Source organism: Micromonospora sp. NPDC049101 (genome assembly GCF_040648675.1).
In the GTDB taxonomy this organism is placed as follows: domain Bacteria; phylum Actinomycetota; class Actinomycetes; order Mycobacteriales; family Micromonosporaceae; genus Micromonospora.
In genome coordinates, this window is sequence record NZ_JBEZED010000001.1 from 261,985 (window position 1) to 285,159 (window position 23,175).

Below are 23,175 nucleotides of genomic sequence, written 5' to 3' on the forward strand. Positions count from 1 at the left end.
CCAGGTTTGGCGGACCGGGTTGCGTACCGATGACGGGATGGTCAAGCGTGGGTTACACCGAATTCTGCTCGGCCGCGCCGAGCAACCAGGTGTCCTTCGACCCACCGCCTCGCGAAGAGTTGACGATCATGCTGCCGGCCGGGGCCACCCGGGTCAGCGCCACCGGCGCGACCTCGGCCTGCTCGCCGAGGAACACGAAGGCCCGCAGGTCGACGTGGCGGGGCGCGAGAGCCGTACCGTCGAAGACCGGGTGGGTGGTCAGCGACACCATCTCCTGGGCGATCCACCGGTGCGGGGCCGCGAGGATCTGCTCCCGGACGGCGTCCAACTCCTCCGCCTCGGCCCGTGGGCCGATCACCACCCGGTCGCCGCCGTACCCGTCGACGGGCTTGAGCACCAACTCATCGAGCCGGTCCAGCACCTCGGCCCGCTGCTCGGGCAGCCCGCACAGGTACGTCGGCACGTCCCCCAACAGGGGTTTCTCGCCCAGGTAGTACTCGATCAGTCGGGGCACGTACGCGTACAGCGCCTTGTCGTCGCCGACGCCGTTGCCCAGCGCGTTGGCGAGCGTGAGCCGCCCGGCGTGCACGGCGGCGAGCAACGGCCAGCCCAGCGGCACCCCGTCGGCGCCCGGCGCGTGCAGCAGGGCCTCCTCGTCCATCCGCAGGTAGATCACGTCGACCCGGCTGCGGCTGCCCGCGCGGACCAGCCAGACCCGGCCCTCCTCCACCAGCAGGTCGCTGGTCTCGGTCAGCGGCACACCCATCTCGTCGGCGAGCAGCCGATGTTCGAACCAGGCGGGATCACCCGGGCCACTGCTGAGCACCACCAGGGCGGGTTCGTCGGCCGCGGGGGGCGCGGCGGCGATCAGCGCCCGGTACAGCATCGCCGGCGTCTCGTCGGCGGACAGCAGGTCCTGCGGCACCGGCAGCTCCGGCAGCACCGCCTGGGTCAGCCGGCGGTTCTGCACCGCGTAGCCGATTCCGGAGGGCACCCGCAGGTTGTCCTCCAGGACGTACCAGCCGCCGTCCGGGTCCCGGACGAGGTCGGTCCCGGACACCTGGGCGCGGGTGCCCCGACGGCCCATCAGCGCGCCGGTCGGGCGCAGGCCGGGCGAGGACTCCACCACCCACGCCGGCACCACGCCGTCGGCCACCACGGCCCGGTCGGCGTAGACGTCGCACAGGAACGCGTCCAGGGCGCGGGCGCGTTGCACCAGGCCGGTGCGCAGCGTCCGCCAGTCGGCGGCCGGCACCACGCGGGGCACCAGGTCGACCGGGAAGAGCCGGGTGCTCGCCTCGCCGGCCACGCTGAACGTCACGCCGCGGGCGCGCTGTTCCTCGTCCCGGTCGTGCTCGCGCTGTCGGAGGGCGCCGGCACCGAGTCGGCGCAGGGCCGCCAGGATCGGGCCGTACGCCGGTGCCGGCCCGCTCGCTCCGAAGACCTCGTCACCGGCATCGGCGTACGTGGGCAGCACCGGCGGTGCGGACGCACCCGGCGGTGCCTCGCGGACCCGGCCCCGGGTCTCGTCGAGGAGCAGATCCACCACGTCGGCCAACCGGCCGCGACGCTCGTACGCCCGGCGCTGCCGCGCCGCGGAGCTGCCGCGCTCCAGGGCGTACCGGGTCAGCTCGCGGATCTGCTCCCAGTCGCCGGTCGCCTCCAACTGCGGGCGCAGGTCGGTCACCAGGCGGCGGACCGCCTCGGCGGCCGGCACCGGCCGGGCCGAGCGGGGCAGGTCGAGCAGGTCGCCCTCCAGCCCGGAGCGGGCCGCCCGCCAGACCGCGGCGCGCAGCACCGGTGGTCGCACGGCGGTGCGTTCCACCCCGGCACGCAGGGCGGCGACCTCCCGCCGGACCAGGGCCCGGAACAGGCCGGTGAGCAGGACGATGGTCTCCACGTCGGCGTTGGCGTCGGTGATCCGCAACTCCACGGTGGGCACGTGCGCCGACGGCCGGATATCGAAATAGATCATGGCAGGGTCGGTGATCGTTTCGGAGGAGATCAACTCGGCGACCAGCGCCTCGTGATCCGCCGCGCTCGTCACCTCGCCCGGGTCACCCGCCGTGGGCCAGCGCTGCCAGACCAGCGACCGGACGCTGGCGTAGCCGCTGTCCTGACCCATCCAGTACGGCGAGCTGGTGGACAGGGCGAGCAGCACCGGCAGCCACGGCTGGACCCGGCGGGTGACCGCGACGGCCAGGTCCCGGTCGGTCACCCCGACGTGCACCTGCGCACCGCAGATCAGCTGCTCCCGCGCGAGCAACTGGTACTCGTCGAGCATCCGCCGGTACCGGGACGTGGGGGTGACGCTCGGGTCGCCGTCGGCGCGCAGCGGCACCGTGCCGGCCGCCACGATGCCCAGCCCGGCCCGGTCGGCCACCTGGACGGCCAGCTGGCGCAGCCGGGTCAGCTCGGCGCGGATCTCGTCCAGGGTGCGGCAGACCGCGGTGTTGGTCTCCACCACGCTGCGGTGCAACTCCGCGGTGAACGAGTCGGCCGGCAGCCGGTCGAGCAACTCCCCGGCTCGGGGCACCAACTCCCGGGTGTGCAGGTCGACGACGTGGAACTCCTCCTCGACGCCGATCGTGGCCAGATCCGCCGGGTCGCCGTCGTCGAGGGTCACGGTCGGGTTGGCGCGTGGTGTGGGCAGGGCCCGGCCGTTGCCGGACCGGCCCATCGCCCCGTCGAACGTCGGCACGTTGGTGGTGTTGTCGGCCATGGTCACCCCGGTTCGCGTGTCGGTGGTCGTGGCTGTCCGACGAGCGTTCCCAGGTTTGGTACCGGGGGTGTTTCTGGCACGTTAAGGTGGCGGACCGTTCTGCTGGCATCCCGGCGACGCGCGGTGGGAGCAGGCGCGGTCGCGGGTCGGCGCAGAATGTGGACAAATACCGCCCGCCCCCCAGCGAGCTGGCCGGATCGGCTCCCGGTCGGCGACGTTCCAGACCGAGCCCTCAAGGAGGGAGCCGTCTCGGCCGGCGAACAGGACGTCGTCGAATCCGGCCTGGCGCGCCTGGCGGCGATGGAGGGTGAGACCCAGCGTGGCCAGGTGTTTGAGCTGCGGGAGCTCTCGCTCGTACCGGACAGTCCGGACTCGCAGCGGCGCACGTGCAGCGTCGTCGGCCGGTTCGTCGACCGAGACCATGATGTCGGTACTGGACCGCCGGGTGGGGTTGGGAAGGACCGTCACCTGGACGGAGGCGTCGTCCCGGCCGCCCAGCGCCTGGTCGATGAGGGTCCTGACCTGGTCGCCGGACGGCGGGACGGCGTCGGGAAACAGCACCGCCGAGGCCTCGTGCAGGCGACGGAGGTGCAGGGACAGGCCGGGCACGGCCGCGCCGCGCACCTGCATGGAGGTGAAGTGGCCGTAGTTCCACACGGCTGCCCGATGCAGGTCTTCGACGGTCGCCGGCTCGCCGTTGATGTCCACGCGCGTCACCGCGTCATGGTGTCACCTCATGTTCGCCACCACGAACGGCGCGTGGCCGTGCAGGTAGTTGGTCCACCCGCCGGTCACCGGCGCGCCGGGGCTGAGCAGGTTTGTGGTGTCGGTGCCGACGTCGAGCTTCCACGCCGTCCAGGAGATGCCGTTCGCCCTCATCCAGTCGATCCAGGACTGCGCCTCCGGCAGGCAGGCCCGGCCGTCGAGGCCGCCGTCGGCGTTGCTGGCGCCCCACTCGGTGACGAACAGCGCGAGGCCCGCACGGATCGCCGCGTCACCCTTGGCCCGCAGCGACGCGCCGTGGGTGCACGAGTAGAAGTGCAGGGTGTACATCAGGTTGGTACCGGTGACCGGGCTGGCCGCCGCCACGTCCACGTCCTGCGACCAGGTCGGGGTGCCGAGCACGACGATGTTGTCCGGGTCGGCGGCACGGATCGCGGAGACCACCGCCTGGTGGTACGGCTTGATGACGTTGGTCCAGCTCACCTGCAACGGCTCGTTGTACGGCTCCCAGATGACGTTGGGCAGGTGGCCGTAGCGGCGGGCCAGATCGCCGAAGAACGCCACCGCCTGGGACTGGTTGTTCTGTGCCTCGTGCGCGTGCCAGTCGACGATGACGTACACCCCGGCGCTGACCGCGTTGTTGATGATGGTCTCCACCTGCGCCCGCGCCTTGCCGGGGTTGCTCAGGTACGCGCCGGCCGGCTCCACGCCCATCGCCGCGCGGATCACCTGGAGGTTCCAGTTGTCGCGCATCCAGGTCAACGCGGAGAGGTTCTCGGCGTACGGGGCCGTCTCCCAGTTGAGCCACATGCTGCTGATGCCACGCAACTGCACCCGCGCACCGGACCTGTCGCACATCGTCGTGCCGCAGACCCGTAGCTGCCCGTGCCGCTCGACCGGAGTGCCGGTGGTCGGCGGCGGAGTCGTGGGAGGCGGAGTGGTCGGCGGCGGCGTGGTCGGGGGCGGGGTGGTTGGCGGAGTCGTCGTCGGCGGTGTGCCGCCGGTGCAGGACACGCTGTCGCCGTTGACCGTGCAGTTCACCGGGGTGCCCGACCCGGTGACGAGGAAGCCGAACGAGGTCGACGCGCCGGGGCCGAGCGTGCCGTTCCACGACACGTTGCTGAAGGCGTAGTGGCTGCCGGAGGTCGTCTGCTGCGCGTTCCACGACTGGCTGATGCTCGACCCGGCAGGCAGGTCGAACTCGACCCGCCAGCTGCTGATCTGTGCGGAGGTGTTGTTGGTGACGGTGACCTGCCCCTGATAGCCACTGCCCCAGGTGTTCGTCACGGAGAACACGGCGGTCGCCGCGCTGGCCGGTGTGGTGGCGACTGTCGCCACCGCACCGGCGAGCAGGCCGGCGACGGCCAGAGTCGTGACAAGTCTCAGTGTGCGCATGCTGAACCCGCTTCGGTCTATCGACGGTGATGGCCTGTGGCGGGGCGGCGCCTGCGGCAGACAATATCGATCTTCCGCTATGCGGTTCAAGGCCGCGCGGCTGATTTTCTGGCCGGCCGGAGCGTCGGTCGCGGGGTGCGGCAGGTCGAACTCAGCGTGGCCCGATGGTCACCACCCGCGCCCACTCCGGTGGCGTGACGGGGGCACGGTCCGCGTCCTCGCTCCACGACGCCCCGGCCCGGGGAAAGAGCCCCACCACCGTCCGCGCCACCGGACGGGCGCTCGGCCAGGGTGTCTGCCCGTCGGTCAGCGCCACGATGACGTCCGGCCGCACCCGCCGCGCACGGGCGAAGCCGGCCCGCAGATCCGTGCCTCCGCCGCCGATCAGCGGGATCTCCTGCGCGCGACACAGTGGGTGCACGATCCGGGCCGCCGCGTCGCACGGCAACACGCTCACCAGGTCACGCCGACCGCCCACCGCCCGGGATATCGCCGCCACCTCAAGCAGCGCACTACCCAACTCGGCGTCGCTGACCGACCCGGACGTGTCGACGATGACGCACACCGACGGAGGTCGGCGACGCAGGCTGGGCAGCACCACACCCGGCACGCCGTGGGATCGCCGCGACGGCCGGCCGTAGGTGTGCTCGGCGCCGGTCCCGGCCGCCACCGCCGCCGAGCGGACCGCCGCCCCCAGCAGGTCACGCCACGGCTGCGGTGGGTGGAACGCCTGTTCCGCCCACCGTCGCCACCCCTGCGGCACGGTTCCCGGGTGTCCGGCGATGCCCTCCGCCACCCGGAACCGGACCGCGTCGCGCTCCTGCTCGCTGAGGCCGTGCGCGCCGTCGGGTCCCAGGTCCCACTCCCGCGCCAGCCCGTCCGCGCCACTGCCACAGTCCAACCAGACCAGATCCTGGGTACGCGGACCCAGCCCGAACTGGCGCAGGTAGTCCTCCATCAACTCCCCCGGGCGCAGCCCCAGCGACGTCGGTTCGACGGCACCCTCGGGCATCGTCAGCCCGTCACCGAACACGTCGTCGTTGATCTCGCAGTCCGCGGCGATGTTCATGCGCAGCCGCTCCCCCGGGCCGCCGAGCCCCCGGTCCCGGGCGACCCGGTCACCCCGGCCGTGGTGGTCGCGCAACAGATGCGACACCTCATGCACCCACACCCCGGCGAGTTCCTCCAGCGGGGTGCGGTCCACGAACGTCGGCGAGACGTAGCAGCGCCAGTGCCGGTCCACGGCCATCGTCGGCACCCGCCGTGACGCCACCGGGTGCAGGGCGAACAACGCGGTCGCCAGGTAGGGGCGCACACGGGCGGCGTACAGGCGGGCGGCGTACAGCTTGTCGACGTCCATCGTCGCCGGGTCGCCCGCGCTCATCGTGCCGCACCGGCGGCGGCCGCGATCCGCGTCGCCGCCCGGTCGGCTCGCCGGGAGAGCGACACCACCCCGGCGAGGCGTTCGATCGTGGCGGGCACGTCCCAGTCCTCCCGGCGCAGGGTGGCCAGGGTGGTCGCGGGGACCACCACCAGATCCGGCGCGCCGGTCTCGACGGCCCGCGACAACAGCTCCCACGCGGCGTCCCACCGGGACCGCTCCGGGCGGTTGCGGACCGCCGCCACCACGGCGTCCAACACGGCCTGCCGCAGATCGCCCCGTTCGGGCAGCACCGCCGCCGCCGGGTCAGCCAGCAACTCCTCCGGATCGGGCAGGTCCATCCGATCGACGCTGGCCAGCAGTTCCAGCCCGGGGCCGTCGCCAACGGTCCCCCGCACCAGGAGCGACAGCACCTCGCGGGAGACGCCCGCCGCCGTGGCGAAGGCGGTCAGGCGCAGTGCCATCTCCCAGCTCCGCGGCGACGGCCACGGCCCACCGCGGGCGGCGTCGGTGGTGGGCAGCCGGTGTACGAGATCCGGGCGGACGGACAGCAGGCCGCACACCGCCCGGCGGGCGAAGGCGACGGCTTCCGGCACCAGGTCCGGGTTGAGCCGGGGCAACGCCGCGCGGGGCCAGGTGCCGCCAAGTCCGCGGACGACGACCTCGTGGTCGTGGGTCCACTGGAGATGGACGAAGCGGTTGGCCAGCGGCGGACTCAGCTCCCACCCGTCGGCGGCCGACGACCGTGGATTGGCGGCGGCGACGATCCGGACACCTGGCGGCAGCCGCAGGGCACCGACGCGGCGTTCCAGGACGAGGCGCAGCAGGGCGGCCTGGACGGCGGGCGGCGCGGTGGACAACTCGTCGAGGAACAGCAGCCCTCGACCCGCCCGTACCAGGCGTACCGCCCAGTCCGGCGGGGCCATCGGAACGCCCTGGGTCGCCGGGTCGTCGCCGACGATCGGTAGTCCCGAGAAGTCGGACGGTTCGTGGACGCTGGCGACGACAGTCGTCAGCGGCAGATCCAGGGTTTCGGCCAGGTGGGTCAGGGCTGCCGTCTTGCCGATGCCGGGCGCCCCCCAGAGCAGGACGGGCAGGTCCGCGGCCACGGTCAGGGTCAGTGCCGACAACTGGGTGTCGGCGCGGGGCTCGGTGGTGGTCGCGCCGAGCAGTGCGAGCAGGTCGTCGGCGACATCGAGCTGAGAACCGGATGCGGGCATGGTCATCACCTGTGGGGTTCGTGTGCGGTGCGGAGGCCGTACCGCAGCGGTGGGGTCGGCGGTCAGCCGGATGTCGCGTGGCGCGTGCGCCGCCGGCGCGGGCCCGAGCGGCGAGGTGCGTCGGCGGTGGGGCCGCGCTCGGCCCCGATCAGGCCGGCCCGGAACAGGGCGTGGGTGATCCGCCGCTGTGCGGCGGTCTCGAGTTCGTCGCGCAGGGCACCGTCGCGCAGCAGCGCGTCGGGGCCGAGCAGGGCCTCGACGGTGGCCAGCGCGCCAGCGGTGTCGCCGTGGTCGAGCCGTGCCCGTACGTCGGGAAGGCACTCCGGTTGTCGGTGCGCCTCGTCGATGGCCCGCAGGCAGGGCAGCGGGGTCCCGGTGAGCGAGGCCAGCAACTCCTCCCGGCGGATCTCGGCCGGGCTGTGGTCGAACGTGGCGAGCACCCCGTCGACCAGGCCGATGCGATGGTGGGCGCCTCGGCACGACACCAGGCGTGGTGCCGCGGCCGGGTACGACGCCGCCGAACCGGGCGGCACCGGCCGCTCAGGCACCGGCCGCTCAGGCACAAGTGCCGCCGTGACCAGGGGATGCAGTCGGTCGGGCTCGACGAGCCCGGCGCGCAGCAGCGCCAGATCGGGCAGCACCCAGGTCGCCGCGTCGGGCAGCACCGGCAGCCCGGTCCCGCCCTCCCGCGTGCTGACCCGCGCCACGGGTGACCGACCGCCGTCCGCGCTCGCGGTGACGTCCAGGACCAGCCGACGTCGGGCGCCGAGACGCACCACGACAGCACCGCTGGCCCGCCCGTCGGCCGCGAGCAGGAGCGCCGCCTCGGCTGGCCACCGGTCGGTCGCGCAGCCCGCTTCCACAGTGTCGGGGACGCCCGCGGGTGGGGCGGCGGCCGACGACCGGCCCGCACCTGATCGGGCCCGCAACTCGGCGGTCCGGCGCGCGTCGAACAGGTGGCGGTGCAGGTCGAGGCGGAAGCGCTGGTCGGGGTGGGAACGCGGGCCGGACCCGCGACGGGACCGGTCCCACAGCCCGAGGCTGATCCGCTGACCGGCGTCAGCCCAGGCCGGCGCGGTGCGGGCCACCAGGTGCACCGCGTTGCCGTCGGGTTGCTCCGGGTCGTACCGGATCAGCGAGAGGGTGAGACCCGGACGCAGCAGACCATCGGGGGCGACCCTCGGTAGGTGCCACCGCAGCAGGTCAGGGGCCAGGTGACGAAGGTCGGCCCGGAGCCGTGCCGCCAGCTCTCGGCCGTGCTGGTTGGCGACCGCGCGCAGGCTGATGTCGGCATCGACGCGGGCGGCGGCGCACGCCCCGCCCCAGTCACCGACCCGGCGACGAGCGGTCGCTCGCTCGATCATGGATTGCGGCACGGCGAACTCGCGCACACGCCGCCAGAAGGACAGTCGAGAATCCGCATTCGCGGCCCGGGAGTGCATCAGCACTCACCGTTCGCGGATGGGACCCCCAATCTGAAACGAGAGGAAGTGATCATCGCGGCGGAGCATACCGCCCTGGGCCCGGAGTCCGCCAGAGCCGGGAGCGACCCGCCACGACCGGTGGACCCGGAACCTGAGGTACGCCGCGCTCGAGCGGGGACCGACCTGAATGGCCGGTCCCCGGGGCGCTCAGGCTGTTGGGCGTACCCGGTAGGCCAGGTGGGTGACGCCGTCGCCCTCGACGACGCGCAGGGGGCCGTCGAGCTGGAGTGGCGTGATCTTCAAATCGGCGAAGAGTGGGACGCCGGCGCCGAGCAGGACCGGCACAAGGTCGACGTGCACCTCGTCGAGCAGGCCGGCCTCGATGACCTGGGCGGCGATGGTGCCGCCGTTGACGCCGACCTCCTTGTCACCGGCGAGCGCCTTCGCCCGGTCGATGGCGCTGGCGATGCCGTCGGTGACGAACACGAAGGACTCACCCTCCGGCTCCCAGCCCTCCGGCACATGGTGCGTGACGACCACCACCGGCACGTCCAACGGGTGCCGGCCGCCCCACCCGTTGGTCATGTCGAACAGCCGCCGGCCGACGACGAGCGCGCCGGTCCGCTCGGTGAGCTCCCGCAGGTGCCGGGCGCTCGTGGCGGACGTCCGGAACGTCATCTTCGGGTTGGCCGTCGGCGTCTCGACGTCGCCGTTGTTGTACCACTGGAAGAGGTACTCGAAGCCACCGTGGGACGCGTCCGCGATGTAGCCGTCCAACGACATCGTCGCCCCGGTCGTCACCTTCGTCATCGATCCACTCCTTGGTCCGTGCGGTGTCCGCCCGCGGGTGGGACCGGGTGTGCCCGGCCCTCACCCCGTGGTCGAAGCAGCGGCCCCCGCTCTCGACACGTGCGCCTGATTTTCTTCCGGCGCGGGCGCTCAGCCCTTGTCGAGCACCACTGCCTGGTGGACGTAGTCGCGCAGCGCCACACGGTCCAGGGTGCCGGCCGGCTTGAGTTTGACGTGCCGGGTTGCCTTTCCCACACCGGCGAGCAGTCCGTGGCGGTCGGTGAACTCGGCGCCCCGGGCGAACGCGAAGGTGACGTGGGTCTTGCTCAGGCTCAGGATCGCCAGGAGTTTGACACCCTGCCAGGCGAGCGAGCCCCGGCTGATCACCTCACGGGCGTCGGGGGCGCACTCCCGCATCACCTCACGCAGTGCGGCGACGATGTCGCGGTGCTCGACGGGCAGCCGACCCAGGTACTCATCGACGTCATGGCTGGTCATGTTCGGGTCCCTCCGGGTGTGACTACTGGTTTCAGCGGATCTGGGTGGCGACGGCGGCAGCGGCGACGGTCGCCCCGGCGTCGTTGAGGTGCAGGAAGTCGACGTGGGCGTACGCGGGCCGCAGGGCGTCCCGGTCGGACGGATCGGCGAGGATCCGGTCGAGGTCGACGACGGCGTCGTACTCGCCGCTGGTGCGGATCCACCGGTTCACCTCGTCGCGGACCTCCTCCCTCTCGCCGGTGTAGCCGGCCGAGCCCTTCATCGGCGGCATCGTGGCGCCGACGACGGTGACCCGGTGGACCCGGGCGGCCCGGATCAGCGCCCGGTGGCCGTCGATGAGCGCGGCGGCGGTCACCACCGGCGACGCGCCGCAGCCGAAGTCGGGGTAGCCGCCGCCGACGATGTCGTTGATGCCGACGAGGACGACGGCCGACCGCACCCCGGGCTGTGCGAGGACGTCGTGGCGGAACCGGCTGACGCCCCGCTCGCCGAAGCACGTCGAGTCGGCGAGCAGTTTGTTGCCGCCGATCCCGGCGTTGGCCACCGCCAGTGGGCGGCCGGCGGCGACCAGTCGTTCGGCCAACTGGTCCGGGTAACGGTTGTCGGCACCGGGAGTGGAGCCGTATCCGTCGGTGTGCGAGTCACCGAACGTCACCACCGTGCCCCGGGTACGCGGCGACCCGGTGACGTCCACCCCCGTCAGGTGATACCACGACTGACTCGTCTCGCCGGAGAAGGCGGCGGCGCGGTGGTCGAAGCGGTGATCGCCGGTCGCGCGGTAGGTGCTGGTGAGCCCGTCCTGGTGGTAGGTGGCCGGGCCGGTCGCACCGGCGAAGTACAGCGTCACGGTCACCGCGTCCAGCGCCCGTACCGGCAGGAACACCGGGTCGGAGGTGGCCTCGGTGCCGGCGGGCACGGTGGCCGAGCGCCGCCGGTCGAAGGTGACCGGCAGCAGGGTGCCGGGGCGCACCGCCGCTCCGGTGTCCGGACGGCCCACGGTGGCGCCGGTCAGGCGCAGCGGTTGGCTGCCGTACCGGTTGGACACCCGGATCCGGATCTGGGAGCCGGCCGCGCTGACCCGCACCACCTGCCGAACCGACTCGTCGGCGAAGCCGGTCATGGACCAGTTGGTGCCGAACCAGTCGCTGCCCGGCACGGGGTGGTGGTGGGCGGCCGACCAGGCCGCCGACCAGGCCCCCGGGGCGTCGCGGTCGGTGGTCGCGGCGCTGGCCGGGGCGGCCGGCGCCAGCAGGCACAGGGCGGTGAGTACGGGCAGGATGCAGCGGTTCGACGTCGACATGGGAGTGCCCCTTCGGGAAACGACTGTGGGTGGCTGGTTGGGGCCGGCTCGCGCCGGCCGTCCGATGGGATTCACCCTGCCGGGGCGGCCTTACCGTTTCTTTACGGTGTGCTGCCACCCCCCGGCCGCGTGGTCTGCGCGCCGGCCCTCGTGACGCAGGTCGGGGCCGTATCCTGGCCGCCATGCGGTTCGGGGTGCTGGGCCCGTTGACGGTGTGGACCACGCACGGTGGCGTGGTGGCCGTCCCGGGGTTGAAGGTCCGGGCCCTGCTCGCCGCGTTGCTGCTGCACGAGGGGCAGCCGGTGCCGGCGGATCGGCTCATCGACTATCTGTGGGGTGACAGCCCGCCGGCGAACGCCGCCGGCGCGCTGTCGGTGAAGGTGTCGCAGCTGCGCCGGGTGCTGGCCGAGGCCGAGCCCGGCGGTCGGGAGTTGGTGCGGTCACCGCCACCCGGTTACCGGCTCCTGGTCGATCACGACGACGTGGACTCCCGCCGTTTCCACCGGATGGTGGCGGAGGCGCGAGCCACGCGGGACGTTCGATCTCGGGTGGCGCTCTTCGCGGCGGCGCTGGCCCTGTGGCGGGGTCCGGCCTTCGCCGACTTCCGCGACGAGCCGTTCACCGCCGCCGTGGTCGCCGGGCTGGAGGAGCAACGGCTCCTCGCCCTGGAGGACTGTCTCGACGACCGGCTGTCACTCGGCGAGCACGGTGCCGTGGTCGGTGACCTCGGCGACCTGCTGGCCCGGCAGCCGCTGCGCGAACGCGCACGGGGGCTGCACATGCTCGCCCTGTACCGGGCGGGGCGCCAGGCCGAGGCGTTGAGCAGCTACGACGAGCTGCGGGTCCGACTCCGCGAGGAGTTGGGGCTTGATCCCGGCCCCGAACTGGTCGCGCTACAGCGGGCCATCCTCGCGCACGATCCGACGCTCACCACACCACCGGCAGCCGTCGGCGCGGCAGAGCACGTCGCTCCCGCGCGGACGAACCTGCCGACCCCGTTGACCGAGCTGATCGGTCGCGAGACGGCCGTCACCGAGCTGACCGCGGAGTTGGCGCACAACCGGTTGGTGACCCTGGTCGGCATCGGTGGGGTCGGCAAGACCCGGCTCGCCCTGGCGGTCGCCCGCGGCCGGACGGCCGCGTACCCGGACGGGGCGGTGTTGGTCGAGTTGGCGGGCATCGCCCGGTCCGACGCGCCCGAAACGGTGGACGCGTTGGCGGAGCTGGTGCTGGCGGTGCTCGACGTCCGCGACGCCGCCGAGGCGGGCCCGGCCAGCGCGCCGACCGACCGGCTCGCCCGGGTGCTGGGCGACCGCCGGCTCCTGCTCGTGCTGGACAACTGCGAGCATCTGGTGGAACCGGTCGCCGAGGTGACCGCCGTGTTGTTGCGGGCGGCACCCGGGGTGCACGTGCTGGCGACCAGCCGGGAGCCGCTCGGGCTGTCCGGCGAGGTCGTGTGGGTCGTCCCGCCGCTGCCGGTCCCCGAGGAGAGCGGCGGTACGGAGCTGGCTGCCCTGCACCTCTCCAGCTCGGTGCGGCTCTTCGTGGCCAGGGCGGCCGCCGCGGACCGGGGGTTCACGCTCAGCGTGGAGAACGCGGGCGCCGTCGCCACCCTGTGTCGTCGGCTCGACGGGATCCCGCTGGCGCTGGAGCTGGCCGCCACCCAGGTCCGTGGGCTGGGCGTGCCGGGTCTGGTCGCCGGGCTCGAAGACAGGTTCCGGTTGCTGGGGGCCCGGCACCGGGGCGTACCTCCCCGCCAGCGCACGCTACTGGCGATGCTCGACTGGAGCTGGCAGCTGCTCACCGAGCCGGAACGGGTGGTGTTGCGACGGCTGGCCGCGTACGCCGACGGGGGTCGGATCGACGCGGTGCGGGCCGTCTGCGCGCCCGACGGCGTGCCCGCCGCGAGCGTCGCGGATCTGCTGGCCCGCCTCGTCGACCGGTCGCTTGTCGTCGTCGCACCGCGCGACGGCAGCCCGCACTACCGGCTGCTGGAATCCGTCGCCGCTTTCGGCCTGGAGCAGATGCGCACGGCCGGTGAGGTGGACCAGATCCGCACGCGCGCCCACCGGCACCTCGCCGAGCTGGCCGAGCGGGCACGGGACCACCTGCACGGTCCGGGTCAACGCCTGTGGTTGCGGCGGCTCGACGCCGAGTCCGCCAATCTGCGCGGCGCGTTGGACGCCGCGGTCCGCCAGCGCGACGGGGACCTCGCGCTGCGCCTGGCCAACGCGCTGAGCTGGTACTGGTTCCTCCGGGGCCGGTTCACCGAGGCCCGCCGGCGGCTCGGGGCGGCACTGGGGTGTTCGCCGGACGGGCCCACCGCCGAGCGAGCCCGCGCAACGGCGTGGCACCTGGGTTTCGCTCTCCTGTCCGGCGACGTCGCGGACTGGGCAACACGCCACCACGCGGCGATCCGGCGGTACGAGGGGATCGACGACCCGCACGGCCGGCTCCGGGCGCAGTGGTTTCTCGCCTACGCGCAGATCGACCTCGGTGACGTGGCGGCCACCGGCGAGTTGCTCGACCGCGTCCTCGCCGAGGCACGCGGGCTGGGCGACGAGTGGATCGTGGCCGCCACCCTGGGCCTGCGCGCCAAGCACGCGTACGCCCGGGGCGACGGGTCGATGGTGGCGCGCGACGGAGCGGAGAGCGCGACGCTGTTCCGCCGGCTCGGCGACCGGTGGGGGTTGTTGCAGGCCACGGAGTGGCTCGGCGCCCAGGCGGGCATGACCGGGGACTACGAGCAGGCCGATCGGTTGTACCAGGAGGGCCTGCGCGTCGCGGAGGACCTGGGCCTCTGGTTCGAGCTGGCCGGTCACCTGTGTTGGCTGGGCTGGGTGGCCCTGCAACGGGGCGACTACCCGCGGGCGCGGCAGCTCAGCGGTCGTGGGCTGCGGCTGGCCACCGAGCAGGGGACGCCGCTCGGCATCGTGTTCGCCGAGCTGTGTCTCGCCGCCGCGGCGCGGCGGGAGGGTCTGCTCGACCTGGCGGAGGCCCACCTGCGCAACCTGCTGGACGCGGCCGCACGGCAGCAGGACGGCCCCGGGCAGCCTCTCTACCTGACCGGAGTCCTCGGCGAGCTGGGGTACGTCGCCGAGCTGCGCGGCGACCCGGCGGCAGCCCTGGGTTGGCACCTGCGGGCGGCCAAGGTCGCCGCGGACCTGGGTGCCGACCAGGACCCGTGGCAGATCCTGGTCGGTGTGGCCGCCGCCGGTGACCGCCCGCAGGACGCGGCCCGGTTGCTCGGCGCGGCGGCGGCGAGCCGGGAGGCGACCGGCCTCCCGCTGGCGCCGGCCGACCGACCCGACGTCGAGCGGGCGACCGCGCTGGCCGTGGCTGGGTTGGGTGTCGAGGACTTCGCCGTGGCCTACGAGCAGGGACGGCGACTGTCGCCCGAGGAGGTCCGTCGCGTCGTTCGGGGCTCGGGCCTGGCGGCCCTGCGCGGTTGACCAGGGCGCAGTGCGCCGAGCACGCAGAGACCTACGTCCGCCTCAGTGCAGGACGGTGCCGTACGACGGCTGGCCCGCCACCTCGTAGGTGGCGTAGACGACGCCCGCCGTGGTGGTGCGCGACCCGGTCAGTCTCAGCCCCGCCGGGGCGGTGCCCTCGGCGAAGAGCCGTTTTCCCTGGCCGAGGACGACCGGGAAGATCAGCAGGCGGTACTCGTCGACCAGCCCGGCGGTCTGCAGCGTACGCAACAGGTCGCTGCTGCCCTGCACGAGCAGCTCGCCGTCGGTGCGCTGCTTGAGCGCGGCGACCGTCTCGGCGGCCGCACCCACCAGGACCTCGGTGTTGCGCCAGTCGGCGGTCATCGGGCTGCGCGTCGCCACGTACTTCGGCATGCTGTTGATCTTTGCCCCGCCGTCCTCGTCGGAGACGTCGGGCCAGTGCCCGGCGAGGGTGTCGTAGGACTTCCGGCCGAGCAGCATGCCGTCCGCCCGGTCGAACACCCCACCCATGATCTCGCCGAAATCCTCGTCCACGTGCGGCGGCAGCCACCCGCCGTGCGGAAACCCAAACGAGTCGTCCTCGCCGGGCCCGCCGGGGCCCTGCATCACACCGTCGAGGGACAGGAACGTCCCCACCACCAGTCTGCTCGCCACGTGGCAGCTCCAATCGTGTGCCGGAGGCGGTGCTCCCCACAATGGACCGACCCTACTGGCCGGTGACGCCGGGTGCGGGTCGGCCGCGCCGGGTCGTAGCGTAGGGCGCATGCGAACCACCACACTGGGCAACGCAGGTCCCGACGTCGGCGTCATCGGCCTCGGGTGCATGGGCATGACCCACGCGTACGACGTCACCGGCCCGCGCGACGACGACACCTCGATCTCGGTCATCCACCAGGCTCTCGACCTGGGCGCCACCCTGATCGACACGTCGGACGTGTACGGGCCGTACACCAACGAGGAGTTGGTCGGGCGGGCGCTGGCCGGGGGTCACCGCGAGCGGGCCGTCCTGGCGACGAAGGCCGGCCTGGTGGTCACCTCCCCCACCGGCGGTCCCGGCAACCTCGCGAAGATCGGCAACAACGGCCGCCCGGAGCACATCCGCGCGGCGATCGACGACAGCCTGCGTCGGCTCGGCACCGACCACGTGGACCTCTACCAGCTACACCGCGTCGACCCGGAGGTGCCGATCGAGGAGTCCTGGGGTGCGATGGCCGAGGCCGTGGCGGCGGGCAAGGCACGCCAGCTCGGGCTGTCCGAGGTGACGGTGGCCCAAATCGCGCGGGCCCAGGCGGTGCACCCGGTGGCGTCGGTGCAGTCCGAGCTGTCGCTGTGGACCCGCGACCCGCTGGCCGAGGTGCTGCCGTACTGCGTCGAGCAGGGCATCGCCTTCCTGCCGTTCTCCCCGCTCGGTCGCGGTTTCCTCGCCGGCCGGTTCGCCTCGTTCGACGACCTGCCCGCCGACGACTTCCGTCGTGGCCTGCCCCGTTTCCAGCAGGACGCGCTGCGCGCCAACCTCGCCATCGTCGCCCGGGTCCGGGAGATCGCCGACCGCGCCGGGGTCAGCCCCGCGCAGGTGGCCCTCGCCTGGGTGGTCGCGCAGGGTGACCAGGTCATCCCGATCCCGGGCACCAAGACCCCGAAGTACCTGGTGGACAACTGCGCCGCCGGCGACGTGCGGCTCAGCGCCGAGGACCTGGCCGACCTGGACGCGCTGCCCGCACCGGAGGGCGGTCGCTACTGAGGCCGCGGCGGCCCGCGCACCGCTCAGCCGGGCCGCCGCAGTGCCACCGGTGGGCCGAACCTGACCCCGACGCCGGGCGAGTAGAGCACGCTGACCGGCGGCCCGACCGGCGCCGGCAACCCGGCGGCGGTGACCAACTCGTCGTCCAGGTGCAGCAGCTCGGCCCGGTGCAGCGGCCAGCGCGGATGCCAGTTCGGCAGGTGCAGTGTGCGCCCCTGCGCCCGTGTGTGCAGCCCCCAGCGCGCGGTGACGAAGTGCTCAAGGGGGCTCGGCTCGTCGATCCGCTCCCCCACCCGCACCACCATCCGGCTCGTCGCACCCGCCGGGCCGGGCCAGCGTCGACGGCACCGGTAGTCGCGGCGGTCACCGTCGCGGTCCAACCGCATCGACGACCAGAGGTACGGCAGGCGCAGCGTCACCCGGGCCACCAGCACCGGCACCAGGCGGGACGCGTCCAGCGAGCGGAACACCACGGCTCGCCGGCCGGTGTCGTCGACGGAGTACAACCGGACGTTGGTCTCGGCGAAGGTGCCGAAATAGGGCACACCCGGACCGCGGCCGAAGCCCAGCCCGACCATCCGGAAGCCGATCAGGCCGACGAAGCTCACGCCGTCCACCGTGTCCGGACGGGTGCCGGCCGGCAGCAGCGGCGCGACGACCTCCGGGGCGACGGCCCAGTGCAGGAAGGTGAGATCTTCCCAGCGTTGTCGCAGGATCGCCCGGGGGAACGCCTGCCGGGGTGCGTGGTCGACCGGTTCGATGTGCACGCCCTCATCCTGACTCAGGCGTGCGGGCCGACGTCCACAGTTCCGACTGTCAACGACGGCTTGCCTTGCAGAATGTGGCCGACCCGCTCGACCTGCTCGTCCAACGCCCGGCGGCGACCGGCGCCGAGCGCCCGCAACGGCTCGACGGTGATGCGGATCGTGCGCCCGGAGCGACGCTGGTGCCACACCCCGGCGACCGTCCCGTCCACGAGCAGCACCGGAAAGTTGCCGGCCTGCCCACCGGCCAGCGCCCGCTCGGCGGCGGCACCGGGAAAGAGCTGCTCGCGGGGGTGGCAGCCGACCGCGTACGCGTCGAAGTAGGGCAGGAGTCGCAACCCGGACGGCGGATCGTCCGGGAAGTCGGTGTCGCCGGCCACCACCCACGCCCGCGTGCCGGCGACGGTGACCTCGGTGAGATCCTGCGACCGGAACACCTCGGTCGCCCACCGCTCGGTCACCGACAGCCACTTGGCGAACTGGGCCGGGGTGGCCGGCCCGTACGCGTACAGGTAGCGGCGGACGAGGTCGGCCAGCGCCGCCGGGCCGGCCAGCGGCGTGAACCCGGGTAGCCAGCGGGCCGGGCTGGTGTAGGTGGTGGCGCGTCCCCGGGCCGGGCCGTGGCACATCACCCCGCACCGGGTGGCGGCCGACATCGCGGCCATCCACCTTGGCCACCGGTCCTGGAACGCCTCCATGACCCGCTCGCCCGCCCACGCACCGGTGCGGGCGACGACCTCCTCGGTCAGCTCGGCCGTGGTCAGCTCGGCCTCCGCCAACGCGTCGGCGATGGCCCCGAGGACCTGCTCGTGCTGCTCGGGAGTCAACAGGCCGCGGCTCTGCTCCCACGGCGGGGCGGGCATCGCACTCAACGCGCCGGTCCACATCGGCAGGTCCGCGGCGGCGAGCAGGTGCACCGTCCCGCGCGGCCCACGGGTCTTGACCAGGGTGCGGTCCTCCCAGAGCGCCTGGCGTACCAGCGCACGGGTCGCGCCGGGGACGCGTAGGCCGACGGACAGCTCGGCGGCGGAGGCGACCTGGGCATGCGCGCCGCACATCGTCGACACCACGTCGGCGACACGGTCGGCGGCTGGGTCGGCGGCTGGCGTGGCGGCCGGGTCGGCGGCTGGCGTGGCGGCCGGGTCGGCGGCTGGCGTGGCGGCCGGGTCGGCGGCTGGCGTGGCGGCTGGGTCGGACGGCGCCGGTGCCGAGAGCCCGTGTCGCGCCAGCCGCCGGGCGGACACCTGCGCCCAGCTCAGCTCGGTCACGACAGGCGCCCGTCGGCCGTGACCGAGGATGGGGCTTCGACAGCGCGTCTGGTCATGTCGCCCACGCTACGACCGACGTACGTCACTTTCCGGCAGCCGCCGCCGGCGTCGGGGCTGTGCCCGGTGCCGGCTCCGGGGATCGGCATCCTTACCCGTCGTAGGCTGGGTAGCGGCGACAGGCACCACACCAAACCGATCAGACCGCCGCGAACAGGACACCTCGGGACGTGCAGGAGGCCGTACGCGTGACGCAGGGTGACATGGAGCTGGTGCTGCTCGCGCAGGCGGGAGACGCGGCGGCGCTCGGTGCGCTGCTGGCCCGCCACGAGGCCGAGATGCGGGCCGTGGCGCTGGGCGTCCTCGGCTACGGACCGGACGCCGAGGACGCGGTGCAGGACGCGATGGTGGTGGCGTTGCGCCGGATCGGCGAGGTCCGCGACCCGGCCGCCGTCGGCCCGTGGTTGCGCGCCATCGTGCGCAACAACAGTCGGATGACGGTGCGCGGGCACCGAGCCGTCCCGGTCGCCGAGCCGGAGTGGTTCGCCGGCCCCGCCGACACGCCAACCCCGGAGGAGGCGCTGGACCGGGCCGCGATGCGGGACTGGGTGTGGCACGCCATCGGGCAGCTCTCCGAGCCGGACCGGCTGGTCACGCTGCTGCGGTACTTCAGCGACGCGTCCTCGTACGAACAGATCGCGGCCGTGTGCGGCGTGCCGGTCGGCACCGTCCGCAGCCGCCTCAGCCACGCCCGCCGTGCCCTCACCGGCGGCCTGCGGGCGGCGGCGGGCGCGGCGCACACCGACGTCACCGCGACGAACGCGGCCCGGTGGCGGGAGGGTCGCGACATGATCGCCACGGCGATGGCCGGCGACTTCGACCGGGTGGTCCGCGAGAGCTGGTGGCCGGACGCCGAGATGATCGTGCCGGGTGGCCCGCGCGGCGGCCGTGACCTGGCCGTCGCGGGCATGGGCCACGACCTGACGGCCGGGGTACGCCAGCGGCTGCGCAACGTCGTCGCCAGCGGCGACGTGCTGATCTGGGAAACCGACCTGATCAGCCCGCCCGACGACCCGGAGCACTGCCCACCGGCGGCGCTGTGGTTGCAGGTGCTGCGCGAGGGCCGGGTGCGCCAACTCACCCTCTTCCACCCCGTGCCCGCACTGCGCTGAAAAGACCTCCCCGACCCAGCGAACTTTCCCGTCGTCCCCCGCATCTGGTTCGCGTCATGCACCAGTCGCCGTGTCGGCAAACGCCGCACGGGTCGCGGATCGGGAGATAGTTCATGGGTTCCACCAGCCACGACGTCAGCGCCCTCGCACCGGGTGCCCACACGTTCCTCGTCGACGGCGTCCGGCAGGTCTACCACGTCGCCGGCAGCGGCCCGGTGTGCGTGGCGCACTCCGGCGGCCCTGGCATCGAGTGGGCGTATCTGCGGACGCCCAGCCTGGAAGAGCACTTCACGATGGTGTACGTCGAACCCGTCGGCACGGGCGCCTCGGGACGGCTCGACGATCCCACCGGCTACCGTCTCGACACGTATGTCCGGTTCCTCGACGCCGTCGTCCAACACCTCGGCGAACCCCGGGTGTACCTGCTCGGGCACTCGCACGGCGGTTTCGTCATCCAGCGCTACGCGCTCGCACACCCGGACCGGGTCGCCGGTCTCGCCCTGTACGACACCTCACCCGTCACCGGGGCCGAGTTCTGGGCCGAGGCGATGGCCGGGCTCGCCGCGTACCCGCAGCGGCACCCGGACCGGCCGGAGGCAGCGGCGGTGCCGGCCGCCTTCGGGCAGATCGGCGCTGCCACCGACGACGAGTCGTTGGCGACCGCCCTGCGCGCCGCCCTTCCGGTCTACTTCGCGGACTTCTGGGCCCGGCAGGACGAATTCGCACCACTGCAGGCCGCTGTCCGGATCTCGTTGGCGCCGGCGACCGCGCAGGATCCGGCGCCCTTCGACGTGCGGGAGAACCTGGCTGAGATCACCGCTCCCGCCGTGGTGATCGTCGGCGCGTACGACTTCATCTGCCCTCCGCACCGCGCCGAGGAGCTGCACGCGGGCCTGAAGGACTCGCGGCTGGTGCTGCTGGAGCGCAGCGGGCACTTCGCGCACGTCGAGCAGCCGGTGGAGTTCACCGAGGCCGTGGTGGAGCTGCTCAGGCGCTGAACCGGTGCGGCCCCAGGTCGGTTCGTCACAGCGGGCAGGCCTCGGGGTGCGTTCGCGTTGCACGGTCATAGGCTGGGCACTTTGGTGCACCGTGACGAAGAGGAGACCGCCGTGAGCCAGACCGAGCGGATGGATTCCGTCGACGAGTGGAACGTGGCCGAGGACGACGGCGTCCTGGACGCCTCCGACACCCTCGACGACGACCGGGTCGGTGACCCCCTGGACACCGGCATCATCGCCGAGGATCACTGGACCGCGGCCAACCGGTTCGGCACCACGCCGGCCGAGGAGCGGGCCGGGGAGTCCCTGGCACAGCACCTCGCCCAGGAGGTGCCGGATGTCGACCCGTACGCCGAGGGCGGCGACGACGAGGACGAGCTGACCCGCCGGGGGTACGAGAGCGAGGCGCGCGCCGGCCGTCTCGTCGCCTACGACGAGGGCGTCCGCGAGGACGACGAGGCCGAGTCGGTCGCCTGGGACGCCGGGATCGACGCGGGCGCCGCCAGCGCCGAGGAAGCGGCGATCCACGTGGTCGAGGAGCCGGACGGACCCGGCGACGGCCCGTTGCGCTGATGTCGTACCCGCCGCGCTCGGCACCTCGCGGGGTGCCGAGCCCGGCGGGGTCGGTCAGTGGATGATGACTGGCGTCTTGGCCTGCTCGCCCGGCACGTCGTCGTGCCGCGCCGGCTGACGTCGGCGCGGCAGCAGGGCCGCCGGGACGAACGTCAGCACGACCAGCGCGAACGCGACCCAGAACGTGGTGGCGAACGACTTGGCCGCGAAGTCGAGCCCGCGTTCGATGATCGACGGGTCCACCGGCATCTGCTGGAGCAGCTCCGGCCGCTGCTGGGAGGCGATGGCCAGCCCGGCCTCGGTGATCGGCTTGCCGCTCTCGTCGACCAGGCCGGGGATCGGCCGGGAACCGTTCAGCTCGTTGGTGAGGATCACCGACATGACGGCGGCGCCGACCGAGCCGCCGATCTGCTGGAGAATGTTGACAAGCGTCGAGCCGCGCGCCACGTCGTTGGCCGACAATGTCCGCAGCGCCGACGTCATGATCGGCATCATCGTGCCGCCCATGCCCAGGCCCATCACGAACAGCGACCCGCCGAGCAGCCAGTACGAGGTCTGCGGGTCGACCTGGGTGAAGCTGAAGAACCCGGCGACGATGAGCGCCAGCGCGAACGGGACGGTCCGCCCGATCGGCACCCGGTCGGCCAGCGTGCCGGCGATCGGCATGGTGATCATCGCGCCGATGCCCTGCGGGGCCATCAGCAGGCCGGCGGTCAGCGTCGTCTCGCCACGCACCTGCAGGAAGTAGCTCGGGAACAGCAGCCCGGCGCCCATGAACGCGATGATGAACACGAACAGCGTCAGCGACGCGACGGTCAGGCTGCGGTTGCGGAACAGCCGCAGGTCGAGCAGCGGGTGCCGGGGCTTGAACGAGTAGAGCACGAACGCCACCACAAGTGCCCCGCCGACAAGCATCGGAGCCCACACCTTGGCCGCGGCGAAGGTGCCCGCCTCCGGCAGCGACGACACGCCGTAGAGGAAGAGTGCCAGGCCCGGCGAGAGCATCAGCATGCCGACGAAGTCGAACGACTCGGACGGCTCGGGGGCGTCCTTCGGCAGCGCCATCTGCGCGTAGATCAGGCCGACGACACCGATCGGCAGGTTGATCAGGAAGATCCAGTGCCAGCTCGCGGTGTCGATCAGCCAGCCGCCGAGGATCGGGCCGCCGATCGGCCCGAGCAGCATCGGGATGCCCAGGACGGCCATCAGTCGGCCGATCCGGTGCGGCCCCGCCGCGCGGGTCATGATGGTCATGCCCAGCGGCATGAGCATGCCGCCGCCGAGGCCCTGGAGCACGCGGTAGCCGATCAGCTCGCCGATCGTGTCGGCCGTGGCGCAGAGCCCCGACCCGATGGTGAACAGGGCCAGCGCCACCATGTAGAGGCGCTTGGTGCCGAACCGGTCGGCCGCCCAGCCGCTGAGCGGGATCACGGTGGCCAGCGCGAGGGTGTAGGCGGTCATCGTCCACGCGACGCGGGCGTAGGACGCGTCGAACTCGCTCTGGAATTTGGGCAGCGCCACGCTGACCACCGTCACGTCGAGGATCGACATGATGGCGCCGAGGACGACGACGCCGGCCACCTTGAGCACCGCGCCGTCGAGTTTGTCCGATGTCGCGACGGATTGCTGTGTCACTAACTCTCCTGAAGTCGATTGAGCGCCGGATGGTGGGCGGTGGCGACGTGCCGCGCCTGCACCGGCGCGTGACGCGACGTACTCGGGGACGACGCGCGCTGGCAGACTAACCGTCAGTTGTGA

18 protein-coding genes are annotated in these 23,175 nt (G+C 73.1%); 5 read left to right on the forward strand and 13 right to left on the reverse strand.

All coding sequences use genetic code 11. From position 1 onward, the window contains the following. Window positions 1-52: 52 nt before the first annotated feature. From AB0B57_RS01260 to AB0B57_RS01300, 9 genes are all read right to left on the reverse strand, one after another. A complete protein-coding gene (locus AB0B57_RS01260; protein ID WP_357063779.1) occupies window positions 53-2,722 on the reverse strand; it encodes a carboxylate--amine ligase/circularly permuted type 2 ATP-grasp protein in 2,670 nt (889 codons plus the stop codon). 81 nt (window positions 2,723-2,803) lie between these two features. After that, a complete protein-coding gene (locus tag AB0B57_RS01265) occupies window positions 2,804-3,439 on the reverse strand; it encodes an aminotransferase class IV (protein ID WP_357063782.1) in 636 nt (211 codons plus the stop codon). 12 nt (window positions 3,440-3,451) lie between these two features. Beyond that, complete coding sequence (locus AB0B57_RS01270) at window positions 3,452-4,840, reverse strand: cellulase family glycosylhydrolase (protein ID WP_357063784.1); 1,389 nt, start codon at window positions 4,838-4,840, stop codon at window positions 3,452-3,454. A gap of 151 nt (window positions 4,841-4,991) precedes the next feature. Beyond that, entirely contained in the window at window positions 4,992-6,224 is a 1,233-nt protein-coding gene (locus tag AB0B57_RS01275; protein WP_357063786.1) for a VWA-like domain-containing protein, read from the reverse strand. Beyond that, entirely contained in the window at window positions 6,221-7,447 is a 1,227-nt protein-coding gene (locus AB0B57_RS01280; protein WP_357063789.1) for a MoxR family ATPase, read from the reverse strand. Before AB0B57_RS01280 ends, AB0B57_RS01275 begins: the two co-directional genes overlap by 4 nt. A 56-nt stretch (window positions 7,448-7,503) precedes the next feature. After that, window positions 7,504-8,883, reverse strand: coding sequence for a hypothetical protein (locus tag AB0B57_RS01285; protein ID WP_357063792.1), 1,380 nt, complete (start codon window positions 8,881-8,883; stop codon window positions 7,504-7,506). A gap of 189 nt (window positions 8,884-9,072) precedes the next feature. After that, complete coding sequence (locus tag AB0B57_RS01290) at window positions 9,073-9,675, reverse strand: dihydrofolate reductase family protein (RefSeq protein ID WP_357063794.1); 603 nt, start codon at window positions 9,673-9,675, stop codon at window positions 9,073-9,075. 129 nt (window positions 9,676-9,804) lie between these two features. Continuing rightward, the gene (locus tag AB0B57_RS01295; protein WP_357063797.1) at window positions 9,805-10,152 is read right to left on the reverse strand and encodes a DUF1801 domain-containing protein; all 348 of its coding nucleotides are present in this window, start codon (window positions 10,150-10,152) and stop codon (window positions 9,805-9,807) included. Between the two features lie 31 nt (window positions 10,153-10,183). Further along, a complete protein-coding gene (locus AB0B57_RS01300) occupies window positions 10,184-11,452 on the reverse strand; it encodes an SGNH/GDSL hydrolase family protein (protein WP_357063799.1) in 1,269 nt (422 codons plus the stop codon). Between the two features lie 182 nt (window positions 11,453-11,634). Between AB0B57_RS01300 and AB0B57_RS01305 the strand changes: the two genes are divergently transcribed. Then, window positions 11,635-14,904, forward strand: coding sequence for a BTAD domain-containing putative transcriptional regulator (locus tag AB0B57_RS01305; RefSeq protein WP_357063801.1), 3,270 nt, complete (start codon window positions 11,635-11,637; stop codon window positions 14,902-14,904). A gap of 42 nt (window positions 14,905-14,946) precedes the next feature. Here AB0B57_RS01305 and AB0B57_RS01310 read toward each other — a convergent pair whose 3' ends face one another. Further along, window positions 14,947-15,558 (reverse strand): dihydrofolate reductase family protein, encoded by a 612-nt coding sequence (locus AB0B57_RS01310; protein ID WP_357063804.1) that lies wholly within the window; start codon window positions 15,556-15,558, stop codon window positions 14,947-14,949. A gap of 109 nt (window positions 15,559-15,667) precedes the next feature. Here AB0B57_RS01310 and AB0B57_RS01315 point away from each other — a divergent pair, with 109 nt between their 5' ends. Then, a complete protein-coding gene (locus AB0B57_RS01315) occupies window positions 15,668-16,645 on the forward strand; it encodes an aldo/keto reductase (protein WP_357063807.1) in 978 nt (325 codons plus the stop codon). A 23-nt stretch (window positions 16,646-16,668) separates the two neighbouring features. Here the strand turns inward: AB0B57_RS01315 and AB0B57_RS01320 are convergent, their stop codons facing one another. Beyond that, window positions 16,669-17,412, reverse strand: a complete 744-nt coding sequence (locus tag AB0B57_RS01320; RefSeq protein ID WP_357063810.1) for a DUF2071 domain-containing protein — start codon at window positions 17,410-17,412, stop codon at window positions 16,669-16,671. Window positions 17,413-17,426: 14 nt separating this feature from the next. After that, entirely contained in the window at window positions 17,427-18,677 is a 1,251-nt protein-coding gene (locus tag AB0B57_RS01325; RefSeq protein WP_357063812.1) for a winged helix DNA-binding domain-containing protein, read from the reverse strand. A 245-nt stretch (window positions 18,678-18,922) separates the two neighbouring features. Between AB0B57_RS01325 and AB0B57_RS01330 the strand changes: the two genes are divergently transcribed. From AB0B57_RS01330 to AB0B57_RS01340, 3 genes are all read left to right on the forward strand, one after another. Beyond that, window positions 18,923-19,846: a sigma-70 family RNA polymerase sigma factor gene (locus AB0B57_RS01330; protein WP_357063815.1), complete on the forward strand. Its 924-nt coding sequence runs from the start codon at window positions 18,923-18,925 to the stop codon at window positions 19,844-19,846. Window positions 19,847-19,959: 113 nt separating this feature from the next. Then, window positions 19,960-20,844, forward strand: coding sequence for an alpha/beta hydrolase (locus AB0B57_RS01335; RefSeq protein ID WP_357063817.1), 885 nt, complete (start codon window positions 19,960-19,962; stop codon window positions 20,842-20,844). A gap of 111 nt (window positions 20,845-20,955) precedes the next feature. Next, window positions 20,956-21,417, forward strand: coding sequence for a DUF5709 domain-containing protein (locus AB0B57_RS01340; RefSeq protein ID WP_357063820.1), 462 nt, complete (start codon window positions 20,956-20,958; stop codon window positions 21,415-21,417). Between the two features lie 54 nt (window positions 21,418-21,471). Here the strand turns inward: AB0B57_RS01340 and AB0B57_RS01345 are convergent, their stop codons facing one another. Then, a complete protein-coding gene (locus tag AB0B57_RS01345) occupies window positions 21,472-23,052 on the reverse strand; it encodes a DHA2 family efflux MFS transporter permease subunit (RefSeq protein ID WP_357063823.1) in 1,581 nt (526 codons plus the stop codon). Window positions 23,053-23,175: the final 123 nt, after the last annotated feature.

What these genes read in the sequence shown, in the direction of transcription:
- AB0B57_RS01260 (WP_357063779.1), bottom strand. Translation starts at nt 2,722, where the DNA reads ATGGCCGACAACACCACCAACGTGCCGACGTTCGACGGGGCGATGGGC.
- AB0B57_RS01270 (WP_357063784.1), bottom strand. Translation starts at nt 4,840, where the DNA reads ATGCGCACACTGAGACTTGTCACGACTCTGGCCGTCGCCGGCCTGCTC.
- AB0B57_RS01275 (WP_357063786.1), bottom strand. Translation starts at nt 6,224, where the DNA reads ATGAGCGCGGGCGACCCGGCGACGATGGACGTCGACAAGCTGTACGCC.
- AB0B57_RS01280 (WP_357063789.1), bottom strand. Translation starts at nt 7,447, where the DNA reads ATGACCATGCCCGCATCCGGTTCTCAGCTCGATGTCGCCGACGACCTG.
- AB0B57_RS01285 (WP_357063792.1), bottom strand. Translation starts at nt 8,883, where the DNA reads ATGCACTCCCGGGCCGCGAATGCGGATTCTCGACTGTCCTTCTGGCGG.
- AB0B57_RS01290 (WP_357063794.1), bottom strand. Translation starts at nt 9,675, where the DNA reads ATGACGAAGGTGACGACCGGGGCGACGATGTCGTTGGACGGCTACATC.
- AB0B57_RS01295 (WP_357063797.1), bottom strand. Translation starts at nt 10,152, where the DNA reads ATGACCAGCCATGACGTCGATGAGTACCTGGGTCGGCTGCCCGTCGAG.
- AB0B57_RS01300 (WP_357063799.1), bottom strand. Translation starts at nt 11,452, where the DNA reads ATGTCGACGTCGAACCGCTGCATCCTGCCCGTACTCACCGCCCTGTGC.
- AB0B57_RS01305 (WP_357063801.1), top strand. Translation starts at nt 11,635, where the DNA reads ATGCGGTTCGGGGTGCTGGGCCCGTTGACGGTGTGGACCACGCACGGT.
- AB0B57_RS01315 (WP_357063807.1), top strand. Translation starts at nt 15,668, where the DNA reads ATGCGAACCACCACACTGGGCAACGCAGGTCCCGACGTCGGCGTCATC.
- AB0B57_RS01335 (WP_357063817.1), top strand. Translation starts at nt 19,960, where the DNA reads ATGGGTTCCACCAGCCACGACGTCAGCGCCCTCGCACCGGGTGCCCAC.